Origin of the sequence: Pseudoalteromonas lipolytica, from assembly GCF_001306915.1 — a bacterium.
Classification (GTDB): domain Bacteria; phylum Pseudomonadota; class Gammaproteobacteria; order Enterobacterales; family Alteromonadaceae; genus Pseudoalteromonas; species Pseudoalteromonas simplex.
In genome coordinates, this window is record NZ_LJTC01000004.1 from 213,994 (window position 1) to 228,384 (window position 14,391).

At 41.7% G+C, this 14,391-nt stretch carries 13 protein-coding genes; 12 read left to right on the plus strand and 1 reads right to left on the minus strand.

Annotated elements, in window-relative coordinates:
• The first annotated feature begins 82 nt into the window (after positions 1-82).
• The 4 genes from AOG27_RS07575 (at position 83) to AOG27_RS07590 (ending at position 6,123) form a co-directional block, all read left to right on the plus strand.
• Positions 83-1,153, plus strand: coding sequence for an OmpA family protein (locus AOG27_RS07575; RefSeq protein ID WP_054552410.1), 1,071 nt, complete (start codon positions 83-85; stop codon positions 1,151-1,153).
• A 296-nt stretch (positions 1,154-1,449) separates the two neighbouring features.
• Positions 1,450-4,047: a bifunctional aconitate hydratase 2/2-methylisocitrate dehydratase gene (gene acnB, locus AOG27_RS07580; protein ID WP_054552411.1), complete on the plus strand. Its 2,598-nt coding sequence runs from the start codon at positions 1,450-1,452 to the stop codon at positions 4,045-4,047.
• Between the two features lie 195 nt (positions 4,048-4,242).
• Positions 4,243-4,875, plus strand: a complete 633-nt coding sequence (locus AOG27_RS07585) for a 2OG-Fe dioxygenase family protein (protein WP_054552412.1) — start codon at positions 4,243-4,245, stop codon at positions 4,873-4,875.
• Between the two features lie 9 nt (positions 4,876-4,884).
• Complete coding sequence (locus AOG27_RS07590; protein ID WP_054552413.1) at positions 4,885-6,123, plus strand: cysteine desulfurase-like protein; 1,239 nt, start codon at positions 4,885-4,887, stop codon at positions 6,121-6,123.
• A 51-nt stretch (positions 6,124-6,174) separates the two neighbouring features.
• Here AOG27_RS07590 and AOG27_RS07595 read toward each other — a convergent pair whose 3' ends face one another.
• Positions 6,175-6,879 carry a 2OG-Fe(II) oxygenase gene (locus AOG27_RS07595; RefSeq protein ID WP_054552414.1) on the minus strand — a complete coding sequence of 235 codons (705 nt, stop codon included), beginning with the start codon at positions 6,877-6,879 and terminating at the stop codon, positions 6,175-6,177.
• A 36-nt stretch (positions 6,880-6,915) separates the two neighbouring features.
• Here AOG27_RS07595 and AOG27_RS07600 point away from each other — a divergent pair, with 36 nt between their 5' ends.
• The 8 genes from AOG27_RS07600 (at position 6,916) to AOG27_RS07635 (ending at position 14,380) form a co-directional block, all read left to right on the plus strand.
• Positions 6,916-7,314: an acyl-CoA thioesterase gene (locus AOG27_RS07600; protein WP_054552415.1), complete on the plus strand. Its 399-nt coding sequence runs from the start codon at positions 6,916-6,918 to the stop codon at positions 7,312-7,314.
• 82 nt (positions 7,315-7,396) lie between these two features.
• A complete protein-coding gene (locus AOG27_RS07605) occupies positions 7,397-7,975 on the plus strand; it encodes an anthranilate synthase component II (protein ID WP_054552416.1) in 579 nt (192 codons plus the stop codon).
• Between the two features lie 48 nt (positions 7,976-8,023).
• Positions 8,024-9,184, plus strand: a complete 1,161-nt coding sequence (locus tag AOG27_RS07610; RefSeq protein WP_054552555.1) for an HDOD domain-containing protein — start codon at positions 8,024-8,026, stop codon at positions 9,182-9,184.
• A gap of 369 nt (positions 9,185-9,553) precedes the next feature.
• Positions 9,554-10,759 (plus strand): aspartate aminotransferase family protein, encoded by a 1,206-nt coding sequence (locus AOG27_RS07615; RefSeq protein ID WP_054552417.1) that lies wholly within the window; start codon positions 9,554-9,556, stop codon positions 10,757-10,759.
• Between the two features lie 80 nt (positions 10,760-10,839).
• A complete protein-coding gene (gene astA, locus AOG27_RS07620; protein ID WP_054552418.1) occupies positions 10,840-11,856 on the plus strand; it encodes an arginine N-succinyltransferase in 1,017 nt (338 codons plus the stop codon).
• A gap of 18 nt (positions 11,857-11,874) precedes the next feature.
• Positions 11,875-13,344: a succinylglutamate-semialdehyde dehydrogenase gene (astD, locus tag AOG27_RS07625; RefSeq protein ID WP_054552419.1), complete on the plus strand. Its 1,470-nt coding sequence runs from the start codon at positions 11,875-11,877 to the stop codon at positions 13,342-13,344.
• A 128-nt stretch (positions 13,345-13,472) separates the two neighbouring features.
• Positions 13,473-13,820 carry a DUF3802 family protein gene (locus AOG27_RS07630; protein ID WP_054552420.1) on the plus strand — a complete coding sequence of 116 codons (348 nt, stop codon included), beginning with the start codon at positions 13,473-13,475 and terminating at the stop codon, positions 13,818-13,820.
• A gap of 146 nt (positions 13,821-13,966) precedes the next feature.
• Positions 13,967-14,380 (plus strand): OsmC family protein, encoded by a 414-nt coding sequence (locus tag AOG27_RS07635; protein WP_054552421.1) that lies wholly within the window; start codon positions 13,967-13,969, stop codon positions 14,378-14,380.
• The last annotated feature ends 11 nt before the right edge of the window (positions 14,381-14,391 follow it).

The following is a 14,391-nucleotide window of genomic DNA, read 5'->3' on the forward strand; positions in this document are numbered from 1 at the left end:
GTTTGGATTAATTACTCATCATCTATCTTGACAGAGTTTAGGCTACACAGCCTTTAGTTACTTAAATGGAAGGGAAGGAAACATGAAACTAAAATCACTAACTATAGCTTTAGCTCTTGCTGCAACAAGTGCTTCTAGCTTCGCTGCTGAAAAGCAAGGTTTTTATATTGGTGCGTTTGGCGATTACTATGATAATTCATGGGAAAATGTTCGTGACTACGCACCAGGCGGTCTTGATGTTGATGATTCAACAGGCTGGGGTCTAGAGTTAGGTTACCGCTTCAGTGATTACTGGAGTGCGCGTCTAGAATACGCTGATATGGATTTTGACTGGAAAGCTGAATTAAACGACGGTACGTCGATGAGTGGTTCAGAAAGTGGTAAGCGTTACGGTATTGATGGTCTTTACCACTTTGGTGGTGGTCCTTTCTACGGTATTTTTGGTTTAAAAAATCTTGATGCGGTTGATGAAGATTTAATGTTTGCTAATGTGGGTGCAGGTTATCAACACTACTTTACAGAGCATTTCGCATTTAATGCAGAAACGTCTTTATACCAAGGTCTAGACCGTGGTTATACAGATGTGGGTGCTAAATTAGGTCTTAGCTACATCTTCGGTGCTCAAAGCGCGCCAGCTGAGCCTGTAGAGCCTGCTCCTACGGTTGTTCCTGTTGCTGTAGAACCAGTAGATAGCGATGGCGATAATATCCCTGATGCAGACGATCAATGTGCAAATACACCAATGACTGACGCTGTTGATGGCACTGGTTGTACGCTATATGAAGATCGTGAAGTAACTAAGAGCTTACTAATCACGTTCCCTAACAACACATCTAAAGTATCTCAACAATACCTAGATGATATTGATGCTGCAGCAGCATTCTTAAAAGAGCACCCAGGTACTGACGTAGTGCTTGAAGGTCATTCTTCATCAGTAGGTAAAGCTGACTACAATAAGTGGTTATCTAAGAAACGTGCTGATGCGGTTGCTAAGAAACTAATCGAAGATGGCATTGATCCAATGCGTCTAACTACTGTTGGTATGGGTGAAGAGCGTCTTAAAAACCCAGCTAACACACCAGAAGCTCACGCCGAAAACCGTCGTGTTGAAGCGAAAGTAACTGTCATTGAACGTGTTAAAGTAGAGCGTTAATCTAACTCTTTACGCAAATTTTAAAAACCCAGCCTAGTGCTGGGTTTTTTCTTTTCTAAGTACTAGGAATTGGTTAGATAGGAATGATTCTTAATAAATATTCATTTGAATAGCGTTTTTTTCTAGTACTATTCATGATATTTATAGTGACTATTAAACTCCTTACTTACCGCATGGATTTTCATCTATACTTAAAAGCTTTATAATTAACTGTCAGAATACTATAAGTACTGGGTCTTAATTGGTATTTAGCTTAATACTACCGAGTACTTTCACGTCACCAAGAGGGCAATATTGTGCTACAAGAATATCGTAAACACGTAGAAGAACGTGCCGCGTTAGGTATCGTACCAGCGCCATTAGATGCTCAGCAAACGGCTGATCTTATTGAATTAATCAAAAATCCACCGGCAGGTGAAGAAGAGTTTATCGTTGATCTTCTAGTTAACCGTGTACCACCAGGTGTTGATGATGCTGCTTATATCAAAGCAGGTTTCTTGGCTGCAGTTGCAAAAGGTGAAGCGAGCTCTCCACTTGTATCAAAAGAAAAAGCAGCTGAGCTACTTGGTACTATGCTAGGTGGTTACAACATCGCGCCTATGATTGACCTTTTAGATGACGAAGCGTTAGCGCCAATCGTTGTTAAAGGTTTATCAAACACACTATTAATGTTTGATGCTTTTTATGATGTAGAAGAAAAAGCGAAAGCGGGTAACGAATTTGCTAAGCAAGTAATCGAATCTTGGGCAAATGCTGAGTGGTTTGTGAACAAGCCTGCAGTTGCTGAAAAAATCTCAGTTACCGTATTCAAAGTAACTGGCGAAACAAATACTGATGATCTTTCACCTGCTCCAGATGCATGGTCTCGCCCTGATATTCCACTACACGCTTTAGCAATGCTGAAGAACGAACGTGATGGTATCAATCCTGAAAAGCCAGGTGAAGTTGGTCCAATCTCACAACTAGAAGAGCTTAAAACGAAAGGTTTACCTCTTGCATACGTTGGTGATGTAGTTGGTACGGGTTCATCTCGTAAATCTGCAACTAACTCTGTACTTTGGTTCATGGGTGATGATATTCCTCACGTACCGAACAAACGCGTTGGTGGTGTATGTTTAGGCGGTAAAATCGCTCCTATCTTCTTCAACACAATGGAAGACTCTGGTGCATTACCAATCGAACTACCTGTTGATGAGCTAAACATGGGTGACCAAATCGATATCTTCCCATACGAAGGTGTTGTTAAGCGTCACGGTACTGATGAAGTAATCTCGACTTTCTCTCTTAAATCAGACGTAATTCTTGATGAAGTGCGTGCTGGTGGTCGTATTCCACTGATCATTGGTCGTGGTTTAACTGATAAAGCACGTGCATCACTAGGTATGGAAGCAGAAGATATCTTCCGTAAGCCTGCGCTTGTAACTGACTCTGGTAAAGGCTTCACATTAGCTCAGAAGATGGTTGGTAAAGCATGTAACATGCCTGGCGTACGTCCTGGTCAATACTGTGAGCCGAAAATGACAACTGTTGGTTCGCAAGATACAACAGGTCCTATGACACGTGACGAACTTAAAGACCTTGCGTGTTTAGGTTTCTCTGCAGACTTAACAATGCAGTCTTTCTGTCATACATCAGCTTATCCTAAGCCAATCGACGTAAACACTCACCACACACTTCCTGATTTCATCATGAACCGTGGCGGTGTATCACTACGTCCTGGTGACGGTGTAATCCACTCATGGTTAAACCGTATGTTATTACCAGATACAGTAGGTACTGGTGGTGACTCACATACTCGTTTCCCTCTAGGTATTTCATTCCCAGCGGGTTCAGGTGCGGTAGCATTCGCAGCAGCAACAGGTGTAATGCCTCTTGATATGCCTGAGTCAATCTTAGTACGTTTCAAAGGTGAAATGCAGCCAGGTATCACACTACGTGACCTAGTTCATGCTATCCCTTACTACGGTATCAAAGAAGGTCTTCTTACAGTTGAGAAGAAAGGTAAGATCAACGAATTCTCTGGTCGCGTACTAGAAATCGAAGGTGTTGAGCACCTAACAGTTGAGCAAGCTTTCGAACTTTCTGATGCATCAGCTGAGCGTTCAGCGGCAGGTTGTACTGTTAAACTTTCTAAAGAGTCTATCGCTGAATACCTTGAGTCAAACATCGTAATGCTTAAGTGGATGATCTCTGAAGGTTACGGCGATGTTCGTACTATTGAGCGTCGTATCACAGCAATGCAAGAGTGGTTAGCTAACCCAGAACTTATGGAAGCTGATGCAGATGCAGAGTACAAGCACGTACTTGAAATCGATCTTGCAGACATCAAAGAGCCAATCCTTTGTGCTCCAAATGACCCAGATGATGCGCGTCTTCTTTCAGACGTAACAGGCGAGAAAATCGACGAAGTATTCATCGGTTCTTGTATGACTAACATCGGTCACTTCCGTGCTGCAGGTAAACTACTAGATGGTTTCAGTGGCCGTATCCCAACTCAACTTTGGGTTGCACCACCAACGAAGATGGATAAAGACCAGCTTACTGACGAAGGTTACTACGGTATCTTTGGTCGCGTAGGTGCACGTATCGAAACGCCAGGGTGTTCACTATGTATGGGTAACCAAGCACGTGTTGCTGATAAAGCAACAGTTGTTTCTACCTCTACGCGTAACTTCCCTAACCGTCTTGGTACTGGCGCTAACGTATTCTTAGCATCAGCTGAGCTTGCAGCAGTAGCGGCAATCTTAGGTAAACTACCTACACCTGCTGAGTACCAAGAGTATGCAGATAAGATCAATGCAACTGCAGCTGATACTTATCGTTACCTGAACTTCCACCGTATGCCTCAATACACTAAAAAGGCAGACAAAGTAATCGTTCAGCAAGCTGTTTAATTTTAGCTAAATTAAATGACAAGAAAGCCCGCTTCTAGCGGGCTTTTTATTTTAGATAAAATTTCTAAAATATTTATAAATACGATCTTAAAGCTACATAAATCATCATCAGCGTTTACATAATAACGCAAAAATTTCCTACCAATTGCATTAAAATCCTCGCCAATATTCTCAACGTATTAAGGCGAGATCGAAATGACTACATTAAACAACCAGAACCTTTTACAGCTTCGTTTTGTAAGCCAAGCACATATTGACGCAGTTAAGCCTTCTTTTGCTAACCTACCTGCAAACCCATACGCAGATGGTGAATTTCGTAAGCGTCGTTATTCAGTAATCAAAGTTGTTGATGGTGAATTAAAACTACAACCAACAAAAGCATTTGTGCAAGATGACTCAATCAATACCTTCCAAGGTAATGTTGAGCGTACTTATGAAAATCTAGAAGATAGCTTATTAGCGACTGATGGCATGAAGCAAATCGTTAATCAATTTCGCGATATGACAGGCATAAGCGATGATCGCGTTATTGAAATTCACCAGTTCAGAATGCTTGCGATCGACAGCGACACACCAGCTGCACCTGAAGGTGTTCATCAAGATGGTTTTGATCACGTATGCGTATGTGGTGTATCACACGAAAACCTAGAGGGTGGTGAGCTACTTGTTTATGAACACCAACAAGCTGAACCATGTTTCAAAATGGAAATTAAAGACGGTATGTTCGCACTGATTAATGACCGTGAAGTATGGCACAACGCTACACCAATGAATAAATTAGACGCAAGCAAAGAAGGTTACCTTGATTGCTTCGTACTAACTGCGTAAGGGTAAACCATGAACTTAACGCAATTACGTCGCCAGTTCCCTGCACTTATGCAACAAGTTGCAGGTCAGTCACCGATTTTCCTTGATGGTCCAGGTGGCTCGCAAGTACCACAGTCAGTGCTAAGCGCTATGAGTGCATATTTGGGTTACTTCAACTCAAACTTAGGCGGTGCATTTTTCTCAAGTGATAAAACGGTAGAGTTAATGGCAAATGCTCGCCAAGCTGCAGCCGATTTATTAAATGCGCCATCTAAAGAGCAAATCGTGTTTGGTGCAAACATGACAAGCTTAACGTTTAGCTTTAGTCGTGCCATCTCACGTGATTGGACTGCTGATGATGAAATTATTGTCACCAATGCTGATCACTTCTCAAACGTATCATCTTGGCAGCAAGCTGCTGAAGATAAAGGCGCGACAGTAAAAACTACCCTTATCAACGAAGCTGATTGCAGCCTAGATATGGCACATTTTGAAAGCCTTTTATCTAGCAAAACAAAGCTTGTTGCTGTGACATATGCATCAAACACCACTGGTTCAATTAATGACATTAAACGCATCGTTGAGCTTGCACATGCTGTTGGTGCGCTAGTTTATGTTGATGCCGTACATTATGCACCTCATGAGCTAGTAGACGTACAAGCACTTGATTGTGACTTCTTAGCCTGCTCTGCATATAAGTTCTTTGGTCCTCACCTTGGTATTGTCTATGGCAAACGAGAGCACCTTGAAGGTTTCACACCATATAAAGTTGAACCTGCAAAAGATGTTGCGCCAGGTCGCTGGGAAACGGGTACACAAAGCTTTGAAGCGCTAGCTGGCTTAATTGCTGCTGTTGATTACATTGCTGCAATTAGTGAGCTTGATGATACTCATTCACGCCGAGATAAATTAGCTGCTGCATTTGCTATGACTAAACAGCACGAAATGACATTAAGTAAGCATTTCTTAACGCGTTTAGCAGATTACCCGCGCATTAAGTTATTTGGTATTGATGATCTAGAGCGCGTAGCTTCACGCACACCGACTTTTGCTTTAACGTTTGAAGGCATCGAACCACGCGTTGTGTCTGAATTTTTAGGTAAGCAACATATTTGCGTGTGGGACGGTAACTTTTATGCACAAGGTCTATGTAAGCAGCTAGGTGTATTAGAAACCGGCGGTGTAGTACGCATTGGTTGTATGCATTACAACACTATTGATGAGCTTGATAAGGTTTTCGATTTATTTGATCAATTACTGGCAGATTAAAGCTGAGCTTTAACTAAGTTATAAGCAGCCCGAGTGGGCTGCTTATTACCGCTAGGATTGTGGTTGGCCATATATTTGTTCCGCGCGGTTGAATAAGACCCACGAGGTTAAAATATACTTATCATTTGAAATTGGCTTATTACCACGGTGCGTGTGAGTAAAGTAGCCTGGCGCTACGACCATAGTGCCTTGTTTAGGTGATATTTTTCGTTGTTGATAGTAAAACTCAGTTTCACCACCTTCTTCTACATCATTTAAATAGAACATAAATAACAGCACGCGATGTAGAGCTTCGTTGTGGCCAGCTTGCGGGTATACCTCGCTATGCCAATAAGGGTAGCCACCTTTATTGATATCGTATTTCTGTGCTTGAATAGGACCCATGCGGAAAATTTGCTGCACGAGCAACGGCAATTGTGGTTTGCCGACTTCTTCAAAGTTATCTTGTGTTAGGTCAACAGGTTTGCCTGTTTGCGGATGGTAAACTTTTAAACCAAAGGCACCAATCATCATAAAAATATGCTCTTCAAGGTACTTGAAGATGTAACCCGCGGTCGTTTGTTGAACGTGTTTAAGTTGCTCAGCGTATTCAGGGTGATTATTAAGGTATAAATCGTGGCTGTCTTTTTTCGCTAGATCCACTCCGCCTGAGGTAATGCCTTGTTTTAAATGCGGGCTTTGTTCAAATACCGTGATAAAGTTGTCGCAAAATTCTTTGCTGAGGGCGTTTTCGTATACGCGAATAAAGTCCGTCATGAGCTACCTTTAGTTTATATTTTTTATAGGGTTACTATGTTTACTGAAACTATCACACCACGCTTTAGCGAAACAGATGTGCTAGGGCACATCAACAATACCGTACTCCCTGTATGGTTTGAAGCCGCCCGAGCGCCTATTTTCAGGTTTTTTACGCCCGATTTAAACCCTTATGAGTGGAAACTGATCATTGCTAAAGTTGAAGTAAGCTTTGTCGGTGAGTTGTTTTATGGTCACGATGTCACAGTGAAAACCAGTGTTGAGCACATCGGCTCTAGTTCATTTGTACTGCGCCAAGAGGCTTGGCAGCAAGATAACTGCTGTGCCGTTGGTAAAACCGTACTAGTACGTTATGACTTCGCAAATAAATGTTCGCAAAAACTTAATGAGCAAGAAAGGGCTGACCTTACAGCGCATTTAATCGCTGAGGAATAACCCATTTTTTGCCGACATTTATGAACGCTTGGGGTAAAATGCGCCTTCATTATTTTGACTGAGTAATTTTGGGTTACACGCAATGCTGTTAATGATCGACAATTATGATTCGTTTACATACAACCTAGTGCAATATTTTCAGCGCTTAGACCAAGATGTATTAGTTAAACGAAACGATGAGATCAGCATAGCTGAGATTAAACAACTTAACCCAGAGCACATCGTACTATCGCCTGGGCCATGTTCACCAAACGAAGCGGGTATTTCTTTGCAAGTGGTTGAACAACTAAAAGGCCAGTTGCCAATTCTTGGTATTTGCTTAGGTCACCAAACTATTGCTCAGGCTCTAGGTGCTGATGTTATTCGTGCAAAGCAAGTGATGCATGGTAAAACCTCGTTAGTTAAGCATACCAATCAAGGTGTGTTTAATGGTTTGGCAAATCCGCTGACGGTATGCCGCTACCATTCTTTAGTGGTGGATAAACAAAGCCTGCCTAGTGACTTCACTATTACTGCATGGACAGAACAAAATTCTGATTTTGATGAAATTATGGGGATCATGCATAATGATTTAGCACTTGAAGGCGTGCAATTTCACCCCGAAGCAATTTTGACCCAACAAGGGCTTGAATTACTTGCTAACTTTTTAACTCGCTTCTAATCTTAGGCTAGTGAATTAACAAATATGACCGACAATACGCCTGTGCAAATGACTGAAGAAACCCGACAACAAAGGACTGCGATGGTGCTTAATGAGCGCGCGCACGATCTTTTGCTTGGTCATAGTTTTGCGCAGCGCCAAATTGGCTTTATTCATACCTTAGAAATCGATTATGGCGAGTCAATGGAGCAACGTACTTTATTAGAAGTAGAAGTTGCTGCTGAAAAAAAACGTCAGAAGGTAAGTACGGCGCATCATAAATATCGTGCTCAAGCGAGTAAGCAGTTACATCAAGTAATTGAAACAGCGATGAATAAGCAGCTTGAAGATATTGATACTGTAATTCACGAAACGATTGGGATTCAAGACAGTGTACCTGCTATTTTAGATATTTTAGCTGTACGTTCAGCTTCAGTGGGTCGACTTGAGCCTTTGGTTAAAGATTTAAGCTGGCTGGGGCGCGAGCTAGTCGCGTTTGTGAACTTGCCTTTTTACCGTCAACAACGTAACAAACATACTTCCGTTAAAGTTGATAACCCGCTTTTAGCACTTCGTTACATTGGTTTAGATAACTTGAAGTTTGTCGTGCCGACATTTGCTGTACGCCACTGGATGCCTCATAGTACTGAGCCATTCCCGCTTTTAAAGCGTCGACTAAGAGATAATTCAATGGCGTGTGCCATTGCAGCGCAAGAAATAGCAAAGCTAAATGGCGTAAATGAAGAACATGCATTTACGCTTGGAATGCTGCTTGATGTTGGGAAGATTGCCTTAGTACGTTTGTATTTACGCACTTTTGAGCGAGTTTGGCAGCGTAAAGTAACTATGGCGCGTGATGAACAAAAGAAAGACTTGCATACCGCATTATTAGAGCTCAAGCCTGATCCTTTGTTTTTAAGTAGTTTGCTTAGCAAGTTGTCATTAAAAGTAACCGCAACAGTAATTGAACAAATGGCCTTTAGGTATTTACCATTTAATGCGGTGATGCACCAGTTAACGACTCCATTAGCTAAAAACGATGAATATTTGCCACTTACCAAGGTGATTTTAAAAGCACGTTGTTACGCTCAGTTTTTAAGTTTAAATGAGCATCAATTGGTCGAAAGTGACGAAACTGAGCGTTGGTTTGCACACTTCGATTTCACTAAGGAAGAGCTTGAACAGTTAGCTAAATGCAATTTTGATCACTTTCATATCCAAATTAATTAAAAAAATTGTTAATTTTTTTGCGACTATTCATTCATTGTTTATCAATCCACAGCGACAAAGTTTTTGTCATTAGCCAGTGCTTGGCTCACTAGCCTTACGCCTTTTTGTAGTATTTCGAGCAAAAAAAGGCCTTCAAATAGTTATTCACTATCCATGAAAAAATATCTCAAGCCCTTTGTTTTCAAGGCCTGCATGAAAGTTTTCTAAGAGACATAACGAAAATTTTCTGAAATAATGGATGAATGAAAATTGAACCAAAGAGTAATTTTGGTGATTTTGCGCTAAGCTCAATCGGCTAAGTAAAATGGCTTAGTTTTGCTTTAAAGCGCCACCAAACTCTGTGTGTGCTTACAATTATGAGGATATAAAATGACAGTCAATCGCGAATTATTTGATCAAGTAATGGTTCCAAACTATGCACCATCAAGTGTTATTCCAGTTCGAGGCGAAGGTTCTCGCGTATGGGACCAAGAAGGTCGTGAATTTATCGATTTTGCGGGTGGTATTGCTGTTAACTGTCTTGGCCATTGTCACCCAGCTCTTGTAAGTGCATTAAAAGAGCAAGGCGAAAAGATTTGGCACTTATCAAATGTAATGACTAATGAGCCAGCGCTTCGCTTAGCTAAAAAGCTAACTGATGCAACGTTCGCTGAAAAAGTATATTTTGCTAATTCAGGTGCAGAGGCAAATGAAGCGGCACTTAAACTTGCACGCCGTTTTGCACTTGATAACTTTGGTGAGCAAAAGTCACAAATTATCTCATTCAACAAAGGTTTCCACGGCCGTACTTTCTTCACTGTAACAGTAGGCGGTCAAGCTGCATACTCTGATGGTTTTGGTCCAAAACCTGGTGATATCGTTCACTGTGACTACAACGATTTAGCGGCATTTGAAGCGCTTATCTCAGACAATACTTGTGCGGTAATGATGGAACCTCTACAAGGTGAAGGTGGCATTATTTCGCCAACTGCTGAGTTTGTTGAGGGTGTTCGTGAACTGTGTACTAAACACAATGCACTACTAATCTTTGATGAAGTACAAACCGGTGTTGGCCGTACGGGTGAGCTTTATGCTTATCAAGGTCTAAATGTAACTCCAGATATCTTAACGACTGCAAAAGCATTAGGTGGTGGTTTCCCTATCGGTGCGATGATCACCACAACTGATATTGCTAAGCACTTAAAAGTGGGTACTCATGGTTCTACTTACGGTGGTAACCCACTTGCGTGTGCAGTAGCTGAAGCTGCATTCGACACAGTAAATACACCAGAAGTACTTAACGGCGTTAAAGAAAAGTCAGCGTTATTCCGTGAGTTACTAACTGCGATTAACGAAAAGTACAATGTATTCACTGAAATCCGTGGCGAAGGTCTATTAATTGGTGCTGTAGTAACAGAGCAATTCAAAGGTCGTGCAAAAGAGTTTTTAGTGGCTGGTACTGCAGAAGGCGTTATGTCTTTAGTAGCTGGCGCTGATGTTGTTCGTTTCACTCCGTCACTTGTAATTCCAGAAGCTGATATCCGCGAAGGTATGGCTCGTTTCGAAAAAGCAGTTGCAAAAGTCGTTAACGGCTAAACGAAACTGTCATTTCAGGGCAAGTTAAGCTTGCCCACATTTCTTAATTTACCGTTATTTATAAGGGAGCAAGCGGACTTATGATGATCCTTCGCCCAATCCAGCAAAGCGATTACCAAGCGTTAGTAAAGATTGCTGATGAGTCAGGCCATGGCTTTACGTCTTTGCCTAATAATGAAGAGTTATTACAAAAGAAAATTGATCATTCTGTCAGCTCATTTGCAAAAGCTGCGCAACAGCCAGGTGATGAAGGTTACTTGTTTGTTCTTGAAGATAGCGAAACGGGTGAAGTTGTAGGGACTTCGGGGATTGAAGCTGCAGTTGGTTTAGATGATGCTTTTTATCATTATCATCTAAGCAAAGTGATTCATTCTTCTCGTACGCTAGACGTGTATAAAGCCGTTGATATATTAACCCTGTGTAACGATTACACCGGCGCAACTGAGCTGTGCACATTATTCTTAAAAGATGGCTACCGTAAAAATAATAACGGTAAATTGCTTTCAAAAGCGCGTTTTATGTTTATTAATCAACATAAAGAGCGTTTTGCTGACACCGTAATTGCTGAGATGCGTGGTGTTTCTGATGACAATGGCGAAAGCCCATTCTGGCAATGGCTAGAAGAGCACTTTTTCTCGATGGACTTTCCAACGGCAGATTACTTAACGGGTATTGGCCAAAAAGTATTTATTGCCGAGTTAATGCCTAAATATCCAATTTACGTCAACTTACTGAGCAAAGATGCGCAAGCTGTGATTGGTCAAGTGCATGATAATACACGCCCTGCGATTGAACTTTTAAAGAGCGAAGGTTTTACCTTCAATGGTTATGTAGACATTTTTGATGCAGGCCCAACTGTTGAAGCAAAAGTTGATAACATTGCTACAGTGAGAAATGCCCAAACGGTTAAAGTAGAAATAGGTGAAAGCCAAGGCGACACTACGGTCTTGTTAGCAAATGATAAAATTGCTGATTTTAGAGCAACCGTGACTCAAGTTAGCCTATCATGTGATGCCGATAGCATTACAATCTCAAGTGAATTAGCAAAAGCACTTCACTTAGAAGCGGGTGATTCAGTATCACTTGCAAAACTATAGAATTCAGGAGACATATTAATGACTCATGCAGCGCAATTTATTAATGGTCAATGGCAAGCAGGCCTTGGTCATACTTTTCAATCTGTAAACCCAGCAAATAATGATGTAATTTGGCAAGCAAACACTGCCACTGCTGAACAAGTAGACGGCGCAGTCGCTGCTGCACGTGAAGCATTTTACAGCTGGGCTGATAAAACATTTGCAGAGCGTTTAGCGATTGTAAAAACATTCGCAGAAACACTGAAAGAGCACAGCGAAGAATTAGCGATTGCTATCGCACAAGAAACAGGTAAACCACTTTGGGAAACACGCACTGAAGCAGGTGCGATGGTGGGTAAAATTGCTATCTCTGAAAAAGCATTTTTAGAGCGTACAGGCGATGTTGAAAACCCAATGCCACAAGGTCGCGCGATGATCCGCCACAAGCCTCATGGTGTTGTAGCGGTGTTTGGCCCTTATAACTTCCCTGGTCACTTACCAAATGGTCACATTGTACCTGCACTATTAGCAGGCAATACCGTGGTATTTAAGCCGTCTGAGCTAACGCCAGCAGTTGCTGAGTTAACGTTAAAGTTATGGCAAAAGGCTGGCCTGCCTGCAGGTGTTATCAACCTTGTGCAAGGTGAAGTAGAAACGGGTAAAGCGCTGGCATCTCATAAAGGGATTGACGGTTTATTCTTTACGGGCTCTTCGCGCACTGGTCATATTTTACATGAACAGTTTGCTGGTCAACCGGGTAAAATCTTAGCCTTAGAAATGGGTGGTAATAACCCGCTTATCGTTACTGATGTTGCTGATACTAAAGCGGCTATCCACGATATTATTCAATCTGCGTTTATCTCTACAGGTCAGCGTTGTACGTGTGCGCGTAAGTTATTCTTACCAGCAGACGAGCAGGGTGACGCCATCCTAGCGGGTCTTATTAAAGCAACGAAAGCAATTAAAGTCGGTGACTACGACGCAGAAGATCAACCTTTCATCGGGTCAATGATTTCTTCAGCGGCAGCAGCTGGTATGGTCAAAGCGCAACAGCAGCTTGTTGAGCTTGGCGCAGAAGTGCTTGTTGAGCTTACACATAAAGAAAATACCGGTTTTGTAACTCCGGGTATTTTAGAGTGTACAAATGTCGCTAACTTCCCAGACGAAGAGCACTTTGGACCACTGCTTAAAGTATTCCGTTTCACTGATTTTGATGCTGCTATTGATAAAGCGAATGACACAAGCTTTGGTTTATCAGCTGGCTTATTAAGCGACAGTGCAGCAGATTACGACCATTTCCTACGTCGTATTCGTGCGGGTATCGTAAACTGGAACCGTCCTATCACGGGTGCATCAAGTGCTGCACCATTTGGTGGTATTGGTGCATCAGGTAACCACAGAGCAAGCGCATATTATGCTGCTGACTATTGTGCATATCCGGTTGCTTCGGTAGAACTTGAAAAAGTAGCAATGCCAGCGACATTAAGCCCAGGCTTAAAAATTGATTAATAATCGTAAATCATTACAAAAAGCAGCTTCGGCTGCTTTTTTTGTATGAGATGCTTGGCAAAGGTAGCAATTAAAAGCGCTTTCTGCTTAAATCTAAAGAGATAGTTTTTTATTAGGTGTGTAGTCGTATGGTTTTAGATAGGCAAGGGTACGATGATCTTGTCATGTATCTCACTCAAAATTTAGCGCTTTTTGAGAAGCCGGGTCAAATTAAACCAGGAGCTCCAACAGTGTTAGAGCTGATTGAAGATGTGATAGCTGAAAATGTCATGTTACTTTGCGAGCAACACACTGAGCTTAGTACTGAACAACGCAGCCAAATTGTTCGCGAAGTCGACGGTATCGTATATGACTTACAAGAAGTGCTAAGCAGCGTCACCAATCATACAGTAACCGTTGAACAGCACGCGTTTATAGATGAGTTTGCTGGATTAGTGAAAAACTTATTTGATAGTGCTGTTGTAGAAAGTGCTTAATGTATAAAGCACAACACAATTTCTAGTCTTTAAGCGAGCAGCTCAACGTTAGGCAACTCGCTTTCCTTTAAAGCTCACCTCTTATCCCTTGCATCTGTGTGTGACTTGCTTACAATCAAGCAAAATAACTTTAAGAGATAAAGCACATGCAAGCGAATGTAAAATGGGTAGAAGGCGATACGTTTATTGGCCTTTCAAATTCAGGTCATAATGTAGTTTTTGATGCAGGTAGCGATAGTGCTGCGCCAAGCCCAATGGAAATGGTTTTAATGTCAGCAGGTTGTTGTTCATCTGTTGATGTTGTTAGTATTTTAAAAAAAGCCAAGCAGTCATTTTCTGATGTGCAAGTTAAGCTAACAGCTGAGCGTGCTGAATCAGCGCCTCGCGTGTTTACTAAGATTAACCTACACTTTGTGGTTACCGGTGATAATGTCTCTGAAAAGCACCTTGCAAGAGCGGTACAACTGTCTGCTGAAAAGTATTGTTCTGTAGCCTTAATGCTTGATAAAACAGTAGAAATTACGCATAGTCATGAAGTTGTGCAAGAACAGGTAAAATAACGCTTTTTCCG

Excerpts from the sequence above, each read along its gene's own strand:
- AOG27_RS07610 (WP_054552555.1), top strand. The coding sequence starts at position 8,024 with ATGACTGAAGAAACCCGACAACAAAGGACTGCGATGGTGCTTAATGAG.
- AOG27_RS07630 (WP_054552420.1), top strand. The coding sequence starts at position 13,473 with ATGGTTTTAGATAGGCAAGGGTACGATGATCTTGTCATGTATCTCACT.
- AOG27_RS07590 (WP_054552413.1), top strand. The coding sequence starts at position 4,885 with ATGAACTTAACGCAATTACGTCGCCAGTTCCCTGCACTTATGCAACAA.
- AOG27_RS07575 (WP_054552410.1), top strand. The coding sequence starts at position 83 with ATGAAACTAAAATCACTAACTATAGCTTTAGCTCTTGCTGCAACAAGT.
- AOG27_RS07605 (WP_054552416.1), top strand. The coding sequence starts at position 7,397 with ATGCTGTTAATGATCGACAATTATGATTCGTTTACATACAACCTAGTG.
- AOG27_RS07595 (WP_054552414.1), bottom strand. The coding sequence starts at position 6,879 with ATGACGGACTTTATTCGCGTATACGAAAACGCCCTCAGCAAAGAATTT.
- AOG27_RS07615 (WP_054552417.1), top strand. The coding sequence starts at position 9,554 with ATGACAGTCAATCGCGAATTATTTGATCAAGTAATGGTTCCAAACTAT.
- AOG27_RS07585 (WP_054552412.1), top strand. The coding sequence starts at position 4,243 with ATGACTACATTAAACAACCAGAACCTTTTACAGCTTCGTTTTGTAAGC.
- astA (WP_054552418.1), top strand. The coding sequence starts at position 10,840 with ATGATGATCCTTCGCCCAATCCAGCAAAGCGATTACCAAGCGTTAGTA.
- AOG27_RS07635 (WP_054552421.1), top strand. The coding sequence starts at position 13,967 with ATGCAAGCGAATGTAAAATGGGTAGAAGGCGATACGTTTATTGGCCTT.
- AOG27_RS07600 (WP_054552415.1), top strand. The coding sequence starts at position 6,916 with ATGTTTACTGAAACTATCACACCACGCTTTAGCGAAACAGATGTGCTA.
- astD (WP_054552419.1), top strand. The coding sequence starts at position 11,875 with ATGACTCATGCAGCGCAATTTATTAATGGTCAATGGCAAGCAGGCCTT.